Annotated in this window: 17 protein-coding genes; 7 read left to right on the plus strand and 10 right to left on the minus strand. The window is 63.7% G+C overall.

The window, feature by feature from the left end; translation table 11 throughout:
- Nucleotides 1-119 precede the first annotated feature (119 nt).
- A complete protein-coding gene (locus M2267_RS11965) occupies nucleotides 120-596 on the plus strand; it encodes a DUF992 domain-containing protein (protein ID WP_043610725.1) in 477 nt (158 codons plus the stop codon).
- A gap of 110 nt (nucleotides 597-706) precedes the next feature.
- On the opposite strand, the gene M2267_RS11970 is transcribed toward M2267_RS11965, so the two are convergent.
- From M2267_RS11970 to M2267_RS11995, 6 genes are all read right to left on the minus strand, one after another.
- Nucleotides 707-2,107 carry an NAD(P)(+) transhydrogenase (Re/Si-specific) subunit beta gene (locus M2267_RS11970; protein ID WP_429114736.1) on the minus strand — a complete coding sequence of 467 codons (1,401 nt, stop codon included), beginning with the start codon at nucleotides 2,105-2,107 and terminating at the stop codon, nucleotides 707-709.
- Nucleotides 2,108-2,117: 10 nt separating this feature from the next.
- Nucleotides 2,118-2,528, minus strand: coding sequence for an NAD(P) transhydrogenase subunit alpha (locus tag M2267_RS11975; protein ID WP_205237753.1), 411 nt, complete (start codon nucleotides 2,526-2,528; stop codon nucleotides 2,118-2,120).
- A complete protein-coding gene (locus M2267_RS11980; protein ID WP_429114813.1) occupies nucleotides 2,528-3,673 on the minus strand; it encodes a Re/Si-specific NAD(P)(+) transhydrogenase subunit alpha in 1,146 nt (381 codons plus the stop codon). The genes M2267_RS11975 and M2267_RS11980 overlap by 1 nt, the downstream gene beginning before the upstream one ends.
- A gap of 387 nt (nucleotides 3,674-4,060) precedes the next feature.
- Nucleotides 4,061-4,285, minus strand: a complete 225-nt coding sequence (locus M2267_RS11985) for an aa3-type cytochrome c oxidase subunit IV (RefSeq protein ID WP_034786900.1) — start codon at nucleotides 4,283-4,285, stop codon at nucleotides 4,061-4,063.
- A 235-nt stretch (nucleotides 4,286-4,520) separates the two neighbouring features.
- A complete protein-coding gene (locus M2267_RS11990; protein ID WP_192450784.1) occupies nucleotides 4,521-5,294 on the minus strand; it encodes an N-acyl amino acid synthase FeeM domain-containing protein in 774 nt (257 codons plus the stop codon).
- A gap of 232 nt (nucleotides 5,295-5,526) precedes the next feature.
- On the minus strand, nucleotides 5,527-7,836 hold the full coding sequence (locus M2267_RS11995; protein WP_043610734.1) for a putative bifunctional diguanylate cyclase/phosphodiesterase: 2,310 nt from the start codon (nucleotides 7,834-7,836) through the stop codon (nucleotides 5,527-5,529).
- 429 nt (nucleotides 7,837-8,265) lie between these two features.
- Between M2267_RS11995 and M2267_RS12000 the strand changes: the two genes are divergently transcribed.
- Complete coding sequence (locus M2267_RS12000; RefSeq protein ID WP_043610776.1) at nucleotides 8,266-9,024, plus strand: gamma-glutamyl-gamma-aminobutyrate hydrolase family protein; 759 nt, start codon at nucleotides 8,266-8,268, stop codon at nucleotides 9,022-9,024.
- 42 nt (nucleotides 9,025-9,066) lie between these two features.
- On the opposite strand, the gene M2267_RS12005 is transcribed toward M2267_RS12000, so the two are convergent.
- The 3 genes from M2267_RS12005 to M2267_RS12015 form a co-directional block, all read right to left on the minus strand.
- Nucleotides 9,067-10,032, minus strand: a complete 966-nt coding sequence (locus tag M2267_RS12005) for a 2-hydroxyacid dehydrogenase (protein ID WP_429114737.1) — start codon at nucleotides 10,030-10,032, stop codon at nucleotides 9,067-9,069.
- A 27-nt stretch (nucleotides 10,033-10,059) separates the two neighbouring features.
- On the minus strand, nucleotides 10,060-11,082 hold the full coding sequence (locus M2267_RS12010; RefSeq protein WP_043610737.1) for a LacI family DNA-binding transcriptional regulator: 1,023 nt from the start codon (nucleotides 11,080-11,082) through the stop codon (nucleotides 10,060-10,062).
- Nucleotides 11,083-11,250: 168 nt separating this feature from the next.
- Nucleotides 11,251-11,748 (minus strand): MarR family winged helix-turn-helix transcriptional regulator, encoded by a 498-nt coding sequence (locus tag M2267_RS12015; RefSeq protein ID WP_034786917.1) that lies wholly within the window; start codon nucleotides 11,746-11,748, stop codon nucleotides 11,251-11,253.
- A 113-nt stretch (nucleotides 11,749-11,861) separates the two neighbouring features.
- Here M2267_RS12015 and M2267_RS12020 point away from each other — a divergent pair, with 113 nt between their 5' ends.
- The 3 genes from M2267_RS12020 (at nucleotide 11,862) to M2267_RS12030 (ending at nucleotide 15,073) form a co-directional block, all read left to right on the plus strand.
- Entirely contained in the window at nucleotides 11,862-12,653 is a 792-nt protein-coding gene (locus M2267_RS12020; protein WP_429114738.1) for a creatininase family protein, read from the plus strand.
- Nucleotides 12,654-12,726: 73 nt separating this feature from the next.
- The gene (locus tag M2267_RS12025; protein WP_429114739.1) at nucleotides 12,727-14,130 is read left to right on the plus strand and encodes a hypothetical protein; all 1,404 of its coding nucleotides are present in this window, start codon (nucleotides 12,727-12,729) and stop codon (nucleotides 14,128-14,130) included.
- Nucleotides 14,131-14,194: 64 nt separating this feature from the next.
- Nucleotides 14,195-15,073, plus strand: coding sequence for a glycosyltransferase family 2 protein (locus M2267_RS12030; protein WP_429114740.1), 879 nt, complete (start codon nucleotides 14,195-14,197; stop codon nucleotides 15,071-15,073).
- Nucleotides 15,074-15,091: 18 nt separating this feature from the next.
- Here M2267_RS12030 and M2267_RS12035 read toward each other — a convergent pair whose 3' ends face one another.
- Nucleotides 15,092-16,180, minus strand: a complete 1,089-nt coding sequence (locus tag M2267_RS12035) for a glycosyltransferase family 4 protein (protein WP_429114741.1) — start codon at nucleotides 16,178-16,180, stop codon at nucleotides 15,092-15,094.
- A 187-nt stretch (nucleotides 16,181-16,367) separates the two neighbouring features.
- Between M2267_RS12035 and M2267_RS12040 the strand changes: the two genes are divergently transcribed.
- Nucleotides 16,368-17,477 carry a CobW family GTP-binding protein gene (locus M2267_RS12040; protein ID WP_429114742.1) on the plus strand — a complete coding sequence of 370 codons (1,110 nt, stop codon included), beginning with the start codon at nucleotides 16,368-16,370 and terminating at the stop codon, nucleotides 17,475-17,477.
- Nucleotides 17,477-18,466: a WD40 repeat domain-containing protein gene (locus M2267_RS12045; protein ID WP_429114743.1), complete on the plus strand. Its 990-nt coding sequence runs from the start codon at nucleotides 17,477-17,479 to the stop codon at nucleotides 18,464-18,466. The genes M2267_RS12040 and M2267_RS12045 overlap by 1 nt, the downstream gene beginning before the upstream one ends.
- The last annotated feature ends 3 nt before the right edge of the window (nucleotides 18,467-18,469 follow it).

The following is an 18,469-nucleotide window of genomic DNA, read 5'->3' on the forward strand; positions in this document are numbered from 1 at the left end:
TTTCGAAACGCCCGCGACCACATCGCGGGCGTTTTGGTTTGCAGGCCCTGAGCGCTGCACGGCGGAACCTTCCTGCCGGCCATCCGTTTGCTTGAAGCATCAAAAACGGAGACCAAGCCATGATCAAACGAACCCTCGTTACTGCGCTGGCGCTCGCCGCGCTTGCCACGGGCCCGGCCGCCGCACAGAACTATGTCGCCCTTGGCCGCCTCGTCTGCGGTTCGGAAGGCGGTACAGGCATGATCCTGACCTCGACAAAGAACCTGATGTGCACCTTCACGCCCGCCAATGGCGCGCCGAAGGCCGTCTATGCCGGCACGATCCGCAAGATCGGCATCGACATCGGCAAGACGGGCAAGAGCACTATGATCTGGGATGTCTTTGCCAAGACCGGCACCCCGGTCAGCGAATTCGCGCTCGCCGGTGAATATTACGGCGTCGGCGCCGATGCGAGCATGGCCGTTGGCGCGGGTGCCAAGGTGATCGGCGGCGGCACCAACAAGGCCTTCATGCTACAGCCCGTCAACGTTCAGGTACAAGAAGGCCTGAATGTCGCCGTCGGCATCGACGAACTGACACTGGCGCCCGCAGGCTAAGTCGGCCTCGACAAAAGCCCGACACATCGCCGCACGCAGCGCGCCATATCCTTCAACGCAAAACGCCCGCCGAAAGGCGGGCGTCTCGTTTTCGGTCGATGCGAACGGCGTCAGGCGTGCAGCGCCTTGACGATGTCTTCCGTCACCTTCTTGGCGTCGCCGAGCAGCATCATCGTGCCGTCCTTGTAGAACAGCGTGTTGTCGATCCCGGCATAGCCCGAGCCGAGCGAGCGCTTGACGAACAGGCAGGTCTTGGCCTTGTCAACGTCGAGGATCGGCATGCCGTAGATCGGCGAGGACTTGTCGTCGCGCGCCGCCGGGTTGGTGACGTCGTTGGCGCCGATGACATAGGCGACATCGGCCTGTGCGAACTCGGAATTGATGTCCTCGAGCTCGAACACTTCGTCATAGGGAACGTTTGCTTCGGCGAGCAACACATTCATATGGCCAGGCATGCGGCCCGCGACCGGGTGGATCGCATACTTGACCTCGACGCCGGCCGCCTTCAGCTGGTCGGCCATTTCGCGCAGCGCATGCTGAGCCTGGGCGACCGCCATGCCGTAGCCGGGCACGATGATCACCTTGGAGGCGTTCGCCATCAGGAAGGCCGCGTCATCGGCCGAGCCCTGCTTGACCGTGCGCTGGACACCGTCGTCGCTGGCTGCTGCCGCCGTCTCGCCGCCAAAGCCGCCGAGAATGACGGAGATGAACGAGCGGTTCATGCCCTTGCACATGATGTAGGAGAGGATCGCACCGGAAGAACCGACGAGCGCCCCGGTGATGATCAGCGCCAGGTTGCCGAGCGTGAAGCCGATGCCGGCCGCCGCCCAGCCCGAATAGGAGTTGAGCATCGAGACCACCACCGGCATGTCGGCGCCGCCGATCGGGATGATGATCAGCACGCCGAGCGCCAGCGACAGCAGGACGATCAGCCAGAACACCGTCGTGCTCTGGGTCAGCACCAGCATGATCACCAGAACGACGAGCGCGGCCGCAAGACCGGCATTGATGGCATGGCGGCCCGAAAGCATGATCGGCTTGCCGGACATGCGACCGTCGAGCTTCAGGAAGGCGATGATCGAGCCGGTAAAGGTGATGGCGCCGATGGCGACGCCGAGCGACATTTCGACCAGCGCCTGCGCGTGGATGTCACCGATCGTGCCGATGCCGAAGCTTTCCGGTGCATACATGGCGGCGCCCGCCACCATGACGGCGGCAAGACCGACCAGCGAGTGGAAGGCCGCGACCAGCTGCGGCATCGACGTCATGGCGATACGGCGGGCAATGACCGCACCGATACCGCCGCCGATGGCAAGGCCGAGCACGATCAGCATCAAGCCGCCGAAGCTCGGCTTGGCGAGCAGCAGCGTCGTGACGATGGCGATGCCCATGCCGACCATGCCATAGGTGTTGCCCTTGCGGCTGGTGGTCGGATGCGAGAGGCCGCGCAGCGCCATGATGAACAGGACGCCGGAGACGAGATAGAGGAAGGCTGCGAAGTTGGCGTTCATCGGGCCGGCCTCACTTGTCTTTTTTCTTGTACATGGCGAGCATGCGCTGGGTGACGAGGAAGCCGCCGAAGATGTTGACGGAGGCCAGCACCAGCGCAATGAAGCCGAAGCCGGTCGCAAGCCCAGAGGCCGAAATGCCGACGGCCAGCAGAGCGCCGACGACGATGACCGAGGAGATCGCGTTGGTAACGGCCATCAGCGGCGTGTGCAGCGCCGGGGTCACCGACCAGACGACGTAATAGCCGACGAAGATCGCCAGCACGAAGATCGCCAGGCGAAAGACGAAAGGATCGATCGCCCCGCCGGTGGCGCCATGGGCAACGACGCCGGCGGCGTCCGGCACGTATTCGGCGGCGGTGCGGACCGCTTCCACGGCCCGGTCGAGATCGGCGAGCGCCTTGTCGAGAAGTTCATTCGCCATCACTTGTCCCCCTTGCTGGCACCGAAGTTCGGATGCACGACCTGACCGCCATGGGTGAGCGCCGTCGCCTTGACGAGCTCGTCCTCCATGTTGAGAGCCAGCGCCTTGGTCTCCTTGGAGACCATCGTCTCCAGGAAGGTGACGAGGTTCTTGGCATAAAGCCCGGAGGCGGAAGCGGCGATGCGGCCCGGTACATTCAGATGGCCGATAACCTTGACGCCCTCGACCTCGGCAACCTTGCCGGCCTCGGCGCCCTCGACGTTGCCGCCGCGCTCGACCGCAAGATCGACCGCGATCGAGCCTGGCTTCATGCTCCTCAGCATCTCGCGGGTAACGAGCCGCGGCGCCGGGCGGCCGGGAATGAGCGCAGTGGTGATGACGATGTCCTGCTTGGCGATATGCTCGGCGACGAGTGCCGCCTGCTTGGCCTGGTAGTCCTTGGACATTTCCTTGGCGTAGCCGCCAGCGGTTTCGGCCGCCTTGAACTCGTCGTCTTCGACGGCGATGAACTTGGCCCCGAGCGAGGCGACCTGTTCCTTGGCGGCCGGACGCACGTCCGTCGCCGACACCACCGCGCCGAGGCGGCGAGCCGTCGCGATCGCCTGCAGGCCGGCGACGCCGGCGCCCATGACGAAGACCTTGGCGGCAGGCACCGTACCGGCCGCCGTCATCATCATCGGCAATGCCCGGTCATATTCGTAGGCCGCATCGATCACCGCCTGGTAGCCGGCGAGGTTCGCCTGGCTCGACAGCACGTCCATCGACTGCGCGCGGGTGATGCGCGGCATCAGCTCCATCGCAAAAGCGGTCAATCCGGCATTCGCCATCTCGGCGATCGCCGCCTCGTTGCCGTAGGGATCCATGATGGCGATGACGATGGCGCCCGACTTGTAGCCGCCGATTTCGGCAGTCGTCGGTCGACGGACCTTGAGCACGACATCCGCCGCCCTGGCGTCTGCCGTCGTGCCGATCCGGGCTCCGGCCTTTTCGAACTCTGCGTCCGGAACGCGCGACAGCACGCCGGCCCCCGCCTCGACGACGACGTCGAAGCCGAGGCCTTTCAGTTTCTTCACGGTATCCGGTGATGCGGCAACGCGACCCTCGTTCAGATCCGTTTCCTTGGCGACGAAGACGATCTCGCTCACAAGTCCCCCCTCCTGGCCGCAATCGAGCCAGGGCTGGAATGCGGGCATTCTCTCCGACTGCAAAGCGGGTGGGCCTATCGGGCCGACACGCCCTCCTGCGCGCGACACATCTGTGCCCGGCGCAATCGTCTGGAGCAAGCCGTCGCCTGGATGCGGGACCTTGGGCGGTCCACCGGCATCGAGCCTCAAATGGGCTCTGCGGGCCTGCTCTTCACTCCTCCCTCACGCGGGTGAGGATTATCCGCCCCTGCCCTTTGCGGGCATCCGGGCCTCAAGCCACATGCGGCGGCACCTCCAGCCAGCGACACGCAGCTTCTTCCGGGCAAACGCCCGGTCGCCGAGGAAGCACCATCTGCACTCCCTCAACGGTCGGTTTGGTCGCGCCGGTTAGCGAAGGAAGAAGAAACCGGCGACGTTGATCAGGATGAAAAGCACGATCGAGGAGATCAGGCCCATCGTCGTGAAGAAGCCGGCAGCCATCGCGATCAGCAGGGCGACGCAGAAAAGCGTGCCGTACTTCGAGGCGCTCAGGAACATGAGGTAGGTCTTCTCGTGTTCCGGATAGTCCATCGGAGCGCCCACATCGACCGGTCCAGAATGATGCTCAGCCATCGTTCAAAATTCTCCCTGAATGCCGCGGCGCCACCTTGGGGTCATCGCCGCCCCTAATCGAAGCATGGTCCCGCGAAAAGCCGCGAAACCCTTATAGCTGCCCTTACACAATGCGCAGGGCCGGCGCAACGAAAACCCGTTCTTTAGCCGCACCTGATGGGCGAAATGTCGCGCCATTCCGCAAGGGGTGGTACGCCTCGGTGCGCCCGAAATTCGCCTGCGCAATCAAGGCCGCTTAGCGGAAAACGGACGTCCGGTAGGAGCGGCCGTATCCGGTCTGCGCCATGCGCGCGGTCGGCAGGATCGTCAGCGGCGCAAACGGCACTTCGTTACGGTCGGCAAACATCATGCGACGTTCGAACGGCTCGGAATCGAAAACCGGGTAACGGTCGAGGATCGAAGGCCGCTGCCCCCGCACCTGCGCCACCAGAAGCGCGCCGTCGGCATTGTAGACGCCGAGGTTCTCGCGCTTGGCGACAACCGTCTCCGACGCAAAGATGCGCTTGTAGAAAGCCGCGTGGCGCGGACGGCACGCCGTCAGGCAGCGGTCGGCAGCGAAATATTCGCAGGCCATGGCGACCGGTCGCAGCGTCAAATAGGGAAGCGCCCGCATCTCGTCGCCGATCACGTCCGGATCGACCGCCAGCCGGCCGGGATCGACCAGCACCATGCCGGCATCGAGGAACGCGTCGATCTCGGGTGCGAAGATCACGCCCGACGTGCTGGCGCGATGATCCGGCGTCACGTGGTGAACGCGCACGGTGCTGACAAGCACTTCGTCGAGATAGAGACCGAAGACATAGGCGTGACTGTCGAAATCGAGATCGTCGATCAGCGTCGAGCCGGTCAACTCCATCAGGTTGACGGACTTGTAGGACTTGTAGCGCAGCCGCGCGATGTCCTCCATGTCCTCGCCGGTCTCGACCCGCCGGTATTCGACGCGATCGAGCAATTGCATCAGTTTTTCAGAAAAGCGCCCAGGCTCAGCCTGGTGAACCGTCTCACCCATACTCAACACCTCATGGTTAACAAATCGTTAACCTATTGACGGGCGATGGGGCGGCAACCGCAAATCGAAACAGTTCACCGTTAACTTTTCGTTAACCATAAAAATTCGTGAACGTATTTGCTCGATTTGAAATCAAGCGCACCAAATCGGGATGAATTTGGCACGCCTAATCAATGGCTTGCTACCGGAAAACCAGTAGCAAAACAGGACGGATTCCAGAAGATTTCAGGAGTTAGGCGATGCGCTTGCTCGTGGGCTTTGCGCCCCGTTTTGGCACACCATTCTTGCAAAGCGTGGCAATGGCCGAGGCCGGCATGGGCGCCGCAAAGACGAAGCCTTGTATCAAATCGGCACAATTGTGCTCGTTGATAAGTTGTAGCTGGTCCGCCGTCTCGACACCTTCGACGACGATGCGCAGGCCGAGCGCGCGGGCCAGGTTGGCTGTTCCGCGCAGGAGCTTGAAGCGCCGCGAATCCTCGCGGATGTTGCGCACGAAGGAACGGTCGATCTTGATGATGTCCACCGGCAGGGCATCGAGATAGCTGAGGCTCGAGTAGCCGGTGCCGAAATCGTCGATGGCGATGGTGATGCCGAGCCCGCGCAGTTCGCGCAGGATCGCCTGCACCTTGAGCGGCTCGTCCATCAGGCAGCTTTCCGTCACCTCCAGATGCAGCCGCGCGGCATCGAGACCGGTGAGGTGAAGCGCGTTCGTCACCATCACCACGACTTCGCTGCTGCGCAGGTCGAGCACCGACAGGTTGACCGACACGGATACGTCGCTCGGCCAGCTCATGCAGTCCCGGCACGCCTGATCGAGCACAAAGCGGGTGATCTCGGTGACCAACCCGAGCTCTTCGGCGAGCTGGATGAACACGTTCGGCGGCACCGGCCCGCGTTCGGGATGCGTCCACCGCGCCAGCGCCTCGCAGCACTCCACGCGCCCGCCGTTCGGCGCGAACATCGGCTGATAGGAGAGCGTCAGGCTGCGGGCGTTGATCGCCTCGCGCAAGTCGGCCTTCAGCTTCTGGCGGTCGACGTAGCGCGCATCCATCTCGGCTTCGAAGGCGGTGCAGCCGCCGCGGTTGCGCAGCTTCGTTTCCGAAAGCGCAAGATCGGCCTTGATCTGCAGGTCCTCGAGCTTGAGGTCGACGCTCGAAGCGATGACGAAGCCGGCACTCATCGTCATGCTGAAGGTGAAGCCGCCGGCTTCGTAAGTGTCGCGCAGATCGGCATGCAGTCCGCGCATCCGCTCTTCGAGAGCAATCGCGTCACTGCCATCGGGAATGAACACGACGAACTCGTCGCCCATCAGCCGCGCGACGATGGCATCATCGCCGGCAAGCACCCTTAGCCGGCCGGCAATCGCCTGAAGCAGTCGATCGCCGACGATATGGCCGCGCATGTCGTTGACGTGCTTGAACTCGGTTACGTCGAGAACCATGAGCCCGACCAGCCGTTCGGCCGTGTCGTCGGCGCTCACCGTCGCCTGCACCAGCTCTCCGAAATAGTCGCGGCTCGGCAGCTCCGTGAGCTTGTCGAACCGCACCATATGCAGGATCTGCTTCTCCGCCTGGACGCGCGCGGTCACGTCTTCAAAGATCAGCACCGTGTCGCCGTTGTCGCGGCGGCTCGCCGAAAACTCCAGATGCAGCTCTTCGCTGACCGGGATCAGCACCTGCGGCCGCTTGCCCTTGAGCAGAAGGTCGAGCTGGCGCGAAATGACCTTGGTCTTGTCCGGATCGAGGCGCATGCGCCGTGCGCCGCGCCGGATCACGTCGTCGAGCAGCCAGCCCTTGAGCTCGGTGCGGTCACCGAGAGCCAGCAATTCGCAGGCCCGCTCGTTGGCAACGACCACGCGACCATCGGCATCGAGCATGAAAAGCCCGTGCGTCATGTTGTTGAGCGCGGTGTCGAACTGGCCGGCGATCGTGGCGATCTCGCGCGCCGCCATCACGTTCTCGTAGAGAAAGGCGCGCACGTTGTTGGCCATCATCCAGGTGGACAGGATGAAGGGCAGGATCAGCACGGCAAGCGCCAGCATGAACACGTCCTGCAGCGAGATCAGGCCGATGACGATCGGCAGGCAGGCCGACGAGGAGAGCAGAAGCACGGCCCGCTCGGAGCCGTAATTGCGCCCGACGAGCGAAATCATCGAGGCCAGCGTCACCGATATGGTGGCGAGCTCGGAAAAGGAATCCTGGCTGACGGCAATGGCATAACCGCAGGCGATGCCGCAGGTGAGCGTGACGCTGACACCGCCGACGATGTAGCGGTTCTCCCATTTTCGCACCATCGCCCGGTCGGCGTTGGAGAAGTCCTGCCGGTCGAAGCGCGCCATGTCGAGATTGCGCAGCGCCCAAAGCACGAAGATCACGCCGGAGCAGGCAAGGTAAAGCGGATCACTGGTCTTCAGATAGACGAGCAGGAACGTCACGACATGCGACAACATGCCGATCAGCAACGTTTTGCGATGTTCGTAGAGCGAGCTTACGGATGACAGATACACGTCAGTCGGAAGAGCGCTCTGTCCAAGTCGCATCATGAACCAAGCTCCGGTTTACCGGATTGTTAGGGGTGATGACTTAACGAAAGATTTCGTCTAACGCCCCGAAAAATGTACCGAATCCCAGCAAAATAACGGGTCTTCGCCGGCATCGCCCAAGAGTTCAACTCAGTAGTGCGAACCGCGCGGGACAATACTCGGTTTCTACAACCAAACATAGGCATTCGCACAATAAAACGGCTTGATCGCAACTTCGACAATTCTGCGACGCCGGCAGTTGATCCCAAACTTGCGCCTGTGATGGTTACTCGTTCTTGAAGAATTACCTGCGATTTCCTGCCGTTTCGGACCGCTCCTCCTGTCATGATACCCGGGATCGGCGCGACGATGACGCTCACCACCTTCTCAGTTGACTTTCATCTGCAACTGAAGGCAAGGCTTTTCTCAAGCATCCAACGGAGCCTGATGATGTCGAAACCTGTCGTTGCCATCCCCTGCGATTTCCGCGAATTCGACGGCAATGTCTGGCATGTCGTTGCCCATCAATATGTGCGCGCCGCCGTCGAAGGCGCCGGCGTCATGCCCTTCCTCATCCCTGCGCTCGAAACCGGCAACGACATCGACGAGATCCTCGACCGGGTCGACGGCGTGCTGGCCAGCGGCGCCCGCTCGAACGTCCATCCCTCGCTCTATGGAGCCGAGGCCAAGGAGAGCGACGGCCCCTTCGATCCAGGCCGCGACGCGACCAGCCTGCCGCTCATCACCCGCGCGCTGGAACGCGGCGTGCCTCTTCTCGCCATCTGTCGCGGCATCCAGGAACTGAACGTCGCGCTCGGCGGCACGCTCGCCTCCGAAATTCAGGACCAGCCGGGTATCTGGGATCACCGCAAGCCCGACGTGAAGGAACTCGACGTCGCCTACGGCATCCGCCAGGACGTGATCGTCAAGGAAGGAAGCTGCCTTGCGCCGGTACTCGGCGCCGGCCGCATCCGCGTCAACTCGCTGCATCGCCAGGCAATCGGCGCAGCCGCGCCCCGTCTTGCGGTCGAAGCGGTCGCCGACGACGGCACGATTGAGGCAGTCTCAGTGATCGGCTCCAAGGCCTTTGCGGTCGGCGTACAATGGCATCCGGAATACTGGGTGCGCACGGACACGCCGTCCGCGAGCCTGTTCAGGGCCTTCGGCGATGCCGTCAGGACCTACGCTGCCGGTCGTCTGGCCGCCTGATCTATCGGTTTGACGTTGCGCCCGGCGCGTCGACCTCGGGCTTTAGTCCGCGCGACGCGTGAACGGCGTTTCCGGCACTGGTGTCAGCGCCTTGCCGGTCGAAAACCACGCCAGAATGTTGTCGGCTACGAGATCGGCCATGGCGTTGCGCGTCACAACCGAGGCCGAGGCCACATGCGGCAGCAGCGAAACATTCGGCAGCGCCATTAGCGCCTCCGGCACCTGCGGCTCGTTCTCGAAGACATCGAGGCCGGCACCGGCGATCACGCCCGCCTGAAGTGCTGCGATCAAGGCCTGTTCGTCGACAGTCGAGCCGCGGCCGACATTGATCAGCACCCCGTTGCTTCCGAGCGCGGCAAGCACCTCGGCATCGACCGTGCGCCGCGTCGCTTCGGTGCCGGGTACGATGACGACAAGCGTGTCGACCGCGGTTGCAAGCTCCGTCAGCGTCGAATGATAGGCATAGGCAAGGCCCTCGCGCGGGCTGCGCGTATGATAGGCGATCGACACGCCGAAGGCTTCGAGCCGCTTGGCAATCGCTAGGCCGATGCGCCCGAGACCGTAAAGACCGACGCTTCGACCGCGTAGCGACAGCGGCGAAAGCGGGAAAGCGCCGTCGCGGCTCCAGCGGCCCTGGCGCAGCCATTGCTCCGCCTGCGGCAACTGACGGAGCGTGTTGAGCAGCAGCCCGACAGCTGTATCGGCCACTTCTTCGGTCAGGACGTCCGGCGTATTGCTGACGGCAATTCTCTTTTTCGCCGCATGCCCGACCTCCACCCCGTCGTAGCCGACGCCGAAATTGGCGATGATCTCAAGCTGCGGCAGGGCGTCCATCAGTGCAGCCGGCACGCGCCCGGAAACGGCGATCGCCTTGACGTCCTGCATCTGCGGCGTCACCAGCGTCGCATCGGCACCTTCGATCCGCACCACGTCGAACCGTTCCGCCAGACGATCGATCACCCGCGGATTGATTTTTCCGGGCACGAGAACGCGAATGCGGGCAGACATGGCAATTTTCCTTGCGGGTGATGGACCTCAGGCGATGACCCGCAAGGGGCCGGTCGACTGCCGGATGCGCATCTCCGGCTTGATCAGGTGAATGCCATCCGGCTCATGGCTGCCGGAAAGCTTGTCGAGCAGCGCGCGGGCAGCACTCCGGCCGACATCGGCCTGGCCGTTCCAGACGGTGGTGAGAGCCGGTGTTGCGATCGACGCCTCTTCCAGGTCGTCGTAGCCGGTGACCGAGATATCAACGCCGGGAATGAGCCCTGCGCGCGCGATGCCGTTCATCATTCCGATCGCCACCAGGTCGTTCCAACAGACGACGGCCGTCGGCTTCTGCGGCAGCGAAAGCAGGTGCACCGCCGCCTCGAAACCGCCCTGCTTCGTGCGGGGGCCGGGAATGCGCAGCTCCGGATCGACTTCGATATTGGCCTTGCGCAGCGCGTTGACGTAGCCCTGGTAGCGGTCGCGTCCGGTGGAGGTCTCGTCCGTGCCGCCGACCATGGCGATGCAGCGGTGGCCAAGGCCGATCAGGTGGTTGGCGGCCAGCGAGATGCCGTAGGCGTCGTCGCCGCGGAAGATCGGCACGTCCACGCCCTCGATCGAGCGGGCGATCAGGATCGCCGGCATGCCGTTGTCCTCGGCGAGCTGGATGTCCTCCAGCGGCGTGCCGATGGCCGGCGACATGATCACGCCGTCGCCGCCGAGCTGCAGCAGCGTCTCGATGAAATCGCGCTGTTTTTCAACCGAGTCATAGTGGTTGGACAGAATGAAGGTCTGCTTGTCGCGGTCGAGTTCGGCCTCGATCGCCTTCAGGATTTCCCCGTAGAACGGATTCATGATGTCGTGCACGACGACGCCAATGATGCCGGAGCGCGATGTTCTGAGACTGGCGGCGCGGCGGTTGTAGATGTAGCCGAGCGCGCGTGCCTGTTCCTTGATCTTGTCGCGGGTGACGGTCGCCACCAGCGGGCTGTCACGCAGGGCCAGGGATACCGTCGCCGTCGAAAGACCGAGTGTTTCCGCGATCGTCGAAAGCTTGACCTTTTGCGCCACGATGCCCCCTATTAGCCCTGTTTCGCCCCATCCGCAGCACCCCAGCCAGGAGTAGCGCGACAAACCGTTCGGCATCCTTCGCGCGCCGTTGCCAACGCACGCGTGCCATAAATTTAAATCCCTATTTAAACTGTTTAAATCGCCGCGGCAATATGCGGCAGATCCGGCTCAGTCCGCCGCGCGCGCAGCCTGGAGATTGCTGTCGACGGCGCGCAGCAGCTTCATCAGCGTGCGAACCTGCTTGTCGGTCAGGCCGCGGGTCGCAAGCTTTTCCGAATGCTGACCGGCCTCGGCGATCGTCTGCAGCCGGTTACGGCCTGGCTCGGTGAGATAGACCTTGGTGAGCCGGGCATCATCGTCGTCCGGCCGCCGCTCGAGAAAGCCCTGCGCTTCCATGCGGCCGATCGTGCGGGTCATGGTCGGCGCCTTGACGCCGAGCTTGACCGCAAGCCCGCCGGCCGTCAGGCCATCGGTCTCGGCCAGCGCCAGCATGACGCCATCCTGTCCGGCATAGAGGCCGCTTTCGAGCAGATTGCGGGAGAGCACGGTGCGCATGGACCGCGCAGCCTGGACAAGGACGGCGGCAAGATCGTGAGGCTCGATCAGGAGCTCGTCCTTCTTCTTGCCGTTCTTGCCCTTCTTTTCGGCCTTGTTCTTCTTGCCCATTGGACCTCCTGCCGAATCCCGTCTCGCACTCTTATAACAATACAGCTTGCGATTACGAACTGTATGACTCAAATAACAATTTTACGACAATTGACGTGGAGGATCGAAGAGAAATGTCGATGCCCCAGCCGCGATGGCAGCACAATCCAGCCGACCTTCCACCAGACGCCCGCCGCGACTGGATCGCGGTGCTGCCGCTCGGCGCGCATGAGCAGCACGGACCGCACCTGCCCTTCGAAACCGACACGCTGATTGCCGAGGGGATCGTCTCCCGCACGATCGCCGCCCTTCCCGCCGATCTGCCCGTCACCTTCCTGCCGGCCGAGCCGGTCGGCTACTCGATCGAACACATGGATGTCGCCGGCAGCCGCACGCTTGGTTACGGAGAGGCGGTCGAGCGCTGGCTCGGCATCGCCGCCGGACTTCAGCAGCAGGGTATCCGCAAGTTCGTGATGCTGAACGCCCATGGCGGCAACGCGCCCCTGATGACCATCATCGCCACCGAAGCGCGGGTGCGGTTCAACATGCTTGCGGTCGCGACGAGCTGGACCCGTTTCGGCCAACCGGACGGCTGGATTTCGCCGGCGGACAAGGCACTCGACATCCACGGCGGCGACATCGAAACCTCGGTCATGCTGGCGCTCCATCCCGACAGGGTCGACATGGCCAAGGCCGACCGCTTTTCCTCTCGCCAGGAACAGTTTGCGGAGCGCTTCAAGCATCTGCGCGCCTATGGGCCCCACGCCTTCGGCTGGAAGATGCGCGATCTCAACGCCACAGGCGTCGCCGGCAACGCCGCCGCGGCAACGGCAGCACGCGGCGAAATCCTGGTCGCCCATGCTGTCCAAGGCTTCATCGAACTTCTCGAAGACGTCAGGGATTTCGATCCGAACGATCTGGCCTGAAGGGCCGGCAAACACTTTGTTTGCGCTTTTGCGCTATCAGAACTGCAGCTGACAGCGTCCGACAGAGAACCACATGGCGAAGATCATTGCGCTCGGCGCCTATTTCTACCAGGCCGTCATCGCCTTCGGCCTGCTGATCGTCGTCGCCCATTGGCTGGCGCCGGCCGACTATGCCAGCTACTCGCTCTTCATCTCCATCTGCCAGTTTGCTGCGATCGCCGCATTCGAATGGGTGCGGTTTGCCTGCACGCGCTTCTACCCTGGGCCGGATGCTGCAAGCGAAGCGGCGGAGCGGCGCGCGATCCTCGTCGAAGCGTTCGCCTGCGCCGCCCTCTGCCTGATCGCGGCTTGCCTGTCGCTGTTCTTTGGCGTGCCACCTGTCGTGGCGCTTGTCGGCGGCCTCGTCTCGATCGCGCAGGGCGGCAGCGACCTGCACCTGACCATGCTGCGCTTCCGCCAGGATTTTCGCGCCTTTTCCGTACTGCAGGGATCCCGTGCCACCATCCTCGCCGCCGGCACACTTCTCGGCGCGCTCGCCTCCCCCGGCTTCCTTTCGACGGTCACCGGGCTCCTCGGCGGCTATGTGGCCTATGGCCTGCTCGCGCTTCTTCTGTCGCGCCGCGCGAAGACCCGCCCTGTCGCAGCGCTCGACAGCGCCCGGGTCCGCAAGCACCTAGTCTATGGCAGCGTTTCGGCAGGTGCCGCGACAGCTGCCATGTTCGCGCCGCTGGCGCTGAAGGCGATCTTCACCGCAGCGCTCGGAACCACGGGCGCCGCCGGCGCGCTGCTCGCGCTCGATCTTTTGCAGCGCCCCTTCGTGCTGATCGTTTCCGCCCTCCAGGCGATCCAGTATCCCGAAATCGTCGCCGCACACGACCGGGCCGAAGATCGCGTCAACCTCCCCCGCCAGCTCGGGCATTACTACGCCCTGCTGACGAGCTTTGCGCTGATGATGGCAGCCGGCATCTTCTCGGTCCTCATGCCCGCCGCCTGGCTCGTCATCAGCCCTGACCTGCAGCAAGGTTTCCTCGCCACCGCACCGGCCATCATCGTGCTCTCGCTTGTTCGCACACTGACGCAGATCATGCTGCCGACGCCGCTGCACTTGAAGCAGCGCCTGGCGCTGATCCTGCTGCTCGCGGTGATCGACTGTGCGTTCCTGAACCTCGGCGCGCTGACCGCCCTGCTCACCGCCGGGCCGGATGGTGCGGCACTCGCATGGGGCAGCGCCGTCGGCGCGTTCCTTGCCGCCTTGGTCGGCCTGAGGCTGATGTCCTCGCTTGCCTTCGAGTTTTCCTGGCCGCCTGTGCTCTTTGCCGCCGCCGGACTTGGCGCGGCCGTGCTTGCCTTCTCCCTCTCCGGCGAAACCAGCTACGTCACGATCGGCGGCGGCATCATCGGCGGCGGCCTGCTCTGCCTGCTCTCGCTCAACCAACTGCGGCTCATGCTGCGGACGCCGGGACCTGGCGCGGCTTAGTCGCTAACTGAAACTGCACGATCTTCCGGTTAGATCGCCACCGAAACGAGCGGGGAGCGCATCCATGAACATCGTCGTCGGCATAGCGACCGCGGGCCGCCGCGAAGTCCTCTCCGAAACCCTGTTGCATCTGACGCGCCAGACCCGTCTGCCCGACCTCATTCTCGTCTGCCCAAGTGCTGCGGAAGACATCGACGAAGTGAAGTTGGGCATGCTTCCCATGGAGGTCCGTATCGTCGCAGGCGACAAGGGGTCCAGCGCTCAACGCAACGCCATCCTCGATCAGGCGACAACCGCCGATCTGATCGTCTTTTTCGATGACGATTTTCTGCCGCGCAGCGATTTCCTCGCAGAGACTGTGAAGCTCTTCGAAACGGAGCCCGATATCGTCGTTGCAACGGGGCTCGTTCTTGCTGACGGCATTCATGGCCCGGGCATATCGATCGCCGAGGCCCAGACAATCCTCGATACCGATGTCGGCGCTCAGCCCCAGGACATCCCGCAGCCGGCCTTCAATGCCTATGGCTGTAACATGGCTTTTCGTGTTTCAGCGATTGCCGCCGAAAGTACCCGTTTCGATGAACGGCTGCCTCTTTATGGCTGGCAGGAGGATGTCGATTTCTGCCGGCGGCTCGCGAAGCATGGCCGGATCGTCAAATCGCCTGCGCTTCGTGGCGTCCATCTTGGCAACAAGCGCGGCCGCACGTCCGGCCTGCGTTTCGGCTACTCCCAGGTCGCGAACCCGCTTTACCTCCGCAACAAGGGCACCGTCGGCCTGAAATGGGCGCTACGACTGATGGGCGGCAACATCGCCGCCAACATCCTCGGCAGCCTCAGGCCGCAAGGCCTCGTCGATCGACGCGGCCGCCTCAAGGGTAACCTCATGGCGTTCGCCGATTTTTGCCGGGGGCGATTGGATCCGATGCGGATCCTCGAACTCTGATGCCTGGGCGCGAGCGGATCAGGCTCGCTGCGCCGCCAGCATGTTGAGCAGCACCACCGCACTTCCATCCCAGGAAAAGCGCTTGGCATTGTCGTGACCGGCCTGCGCCAACTCGCGGCGCAAAGGCGCGTCGGTGGAGATCGTTCGCATGGCCTCGACCAGCGTTTCGGTCTTCAAAGGATCGAAGTAGCGCACCGCATCGCCGCAGGCCTCGCGCACCGGTGGAATGTCGGCGGCAAGCACCGGGCAGCCTTGCGTCATCGCCTCGAGCGGCGGGATGCCGAAGCCTTCGTAGAGGCTCGGAAAGACGAAGGCGACGGCGCGGCGCTGCAGCGCGGCGATCTCCTCGTCGGTCAGACGTCCGGGAAAGATCAGATTGCCCTTCGATGTCGGCGCGATATCGCGAAACACCGATGGGTCGGTGCCACCCACCACGACCAGCTTGTGATCGCCGCCAAGGGCCTCGAAAGCGCGCACGGCAAACTCGACATTCTTGTTGGGCTTCAGCGTGCCGACCAGGAGGAAGAAGGGCGTGTCGGCAAGCCCGAGCCGCGCGATGACGCCGTCATCAGGCTGAAGGCCCGCGAAGTGGTCGGTTGCATTGTAGATCACGTCGATACCGGCCGAGGGTACGCGGAAGACCTCGGCAAGTTCCTTGCGCGAGAAGTTCGAGACCGTACCGATTTTGGCCCGTCGCGTTAGAAGATAGCCGAGCGCTCCGTGGAACATTCGGTAGCCTCGACCAAAGGAGGCCGGATGGCGAAAGAGCGTGACGTCGTGGATCACCACCACCTGGTCGCCATGCAGCACCGGTCCGCTGCCGCCGAAGCCGATGAGCGTGTCGCGGCGCGACCGCCAGAAGAGTGGTCCCTGCTCCCAGAGATGGCCTGGGCCGGAGCCGAAGCGCTCCACCGAAATCGCCTCGAGGCCGAGATCGTCGACAGCCTTTCCGGGCGCAAGCAGCCGCCAGCGCACGTCCTTCAGCGCATGCGGCACGGCGCCCGATGCGATGCGGTGATCCAGCGCCCGGGTCATCTCGCGGGCGAAGCGCTGCACGCCGGTAAGCGGCTGGGTCAGGAACCGGCCGTTGATGGAAATCGTCTTCACGTGCGCACCCCTTCGATATGCCCCGCACTCTCGCCGATCTTGATGAAAGGAGGGTTATCGGGACCGCAGCGATCAACGCCGCCCGACCGGCAAAATCGCCTGCGCCATTTGCGCATCGCCGCCGCATCTCCTATATGAGACGCGACTAGGATGCCTGCTCCCGCATCCGGAAATCCCAGAGGTTCCCATGACCGAAACATCCCCGCAGAAGCCGATCCCCGTCACCGTGCTCACCGGCTATCTCGGCGCCGGCAAGACGACGCTTTTGAACCGCATCCTCAGCGAGAACCATGGCCGCAAATACGCGGTCATCGTCAACGAGTTCGGCGAGATCGGCATCGACAACGACCTGATCGTGGAATCCGACGAGGAAATCTACGAGATGAACAACGGCTGCGTCTGCTGCACCGTGCGCGGCGACTTGATCCGCGTGGTGGAAGGCCTGATGCGCCGCCCCGGCCGCTTCGACGCGATCATCGTCGAGACGACAGGCCTTGCCGATCCGGTCCCGGTTGCCCAGACCTTCTTCATGGACGACGATGTGCGCGCCAAGACCGAGCTCGACGCCGTCGTTGCACTGGTCGACGCCAAGCACCTGCCGCTGCGCCTCAAGGACAGCCGTGAGGCCGAAGACCAGATCGCCTTCGCCGATGTCGTTCTGCTCAACAAGACCGACCTCGTCACGCCCGAGGAACTGGAGCGCATCGAAGCGACCGTACGCGTCATCAATCCGTCGGCCCGCATTTACCGCACCCAGCGTTCAGACATCGATCTCGCCAAGGTTCTCGACCAGGGCGCCTTCAACCTCGAACGGGCGCTCGAAAACGATCCGCATTTCCTCGACCAGGACGATCACGAACACGATCACACCTGCGGTCCCGACTGCGGCCACGATCATCACCATCACCACCATGATCACGACCACCACCATCATGATCATGACCACGATCACGACCATCATCACCACCACGATGCCCCGTCGCCGATCCACGACGTGACGGTACAGTCGATCTCGCTGCGCGGCGGCGAGATGAACCCGGATCGCTTCTTCCCCTGGATCCAGAAGATCACCCAGACGGACGGCCCGAACATCCTGCGTCTCAAGGGCATCATCGCTTTTGCCGGCGACGCCGAGCGTTACGTCGTTCAGGGCGTACACATGATCATCGAGGGCGATCACCAGCGCGCGTGGAAGGAAGGCGAAAAGCGGGAAAGCCGCCTCGTCTTCATCGGCCGTGATCTCGACCGCGAAAAGCTCGAGCGCACGTTCAAGGCCTGCGAGGCGCAGCCGAACTGATGCCGACAGTCGCTCCCCTCGATCTTGAAGGTCACGTCGTCGGCGTGGCCTTTCTCAAAGGCGTCCCCTTCTTCGCCGAAGCAACCGGCGCCATTCACCGCCTCGATCTCGGCCACAAGACGACGGAGGTCCATGAGGGCCTGTTGTCGCTCGTCGTCGACGAAGCCAACGACACGCTGCTGACCGGCGGCGAAGATGGCAAGGTCATGCGCACCGCCGCCGACGGCACGACGTCGCTCGTCGCCGAAGCGCCGCGCAAGTGGATCGCCCAGGTTGCCGCCGGCCCGCAAGGCGCCGTTGGCTATGCCTATGGCAAGACCACGCACGTGAGGCTTGCAGACGGCGCGACGAAGGAATTTGCCGAAGACCGCACCGTCGAGGGCTTGGCCTTCGCGCCGAAGGGTCTGCGCATCGCCGCCGCCCGCTACAACGGCGTCTCGCTGCACTGGGTCGGCATGTCCGGCCAGCCGATCGATCTCGAATGGAAAGGCGCCCATACCGGCGTCACCTTCTCGCCCGATGGCCGCTTTCTCGTCACCACCATGCAGGAAAACGCGCTGCATGGCTGGAAGCTCGATGCCAAGCCCGGCACTGAGGCCCGCCACATGCGCATGACCGGCTATCCGGCGAAGGTGAAGTCGGTCTCTTGGTCGGCCAAAGGCAAGTGGCTCGCCTCCTCGGGCGCGCCGGCCGCGATCGTCTGGCCCTTCCAGGGCAAGGACGGGCCGATGGGCAAGGCGCCGCTCGAACTCGGCACCCGCGCCGACATCATGGTGACCTCCGTCTGCTGCCATCCGGCCGAAGACATCGTCGCCATCGGCTACCAGGACGGCATGATCCTCGGCGCCCGCTTTGCCGACAGCAAGGAAGTGCTTCTGCGCCGCCCCGGCAAGGGCGCGATCACCGCTATGGCCTGGAACAAGGATGGCCGGCAGCTCGCCTTCGGCTCGGCCGAGGGTGATTGCGGCGTCGTCGATATCGCCGGCTGACGG

Origin of the sequence: Ensifer sp. KUDG1, assembly GCF_050434285.1 — a bacterium.
Classification (GTDB): Bacteria; Pseudomonadota; Alphaproteobacteria; order Rhizobiales; family Rhizobiaceae; genus Ensifer.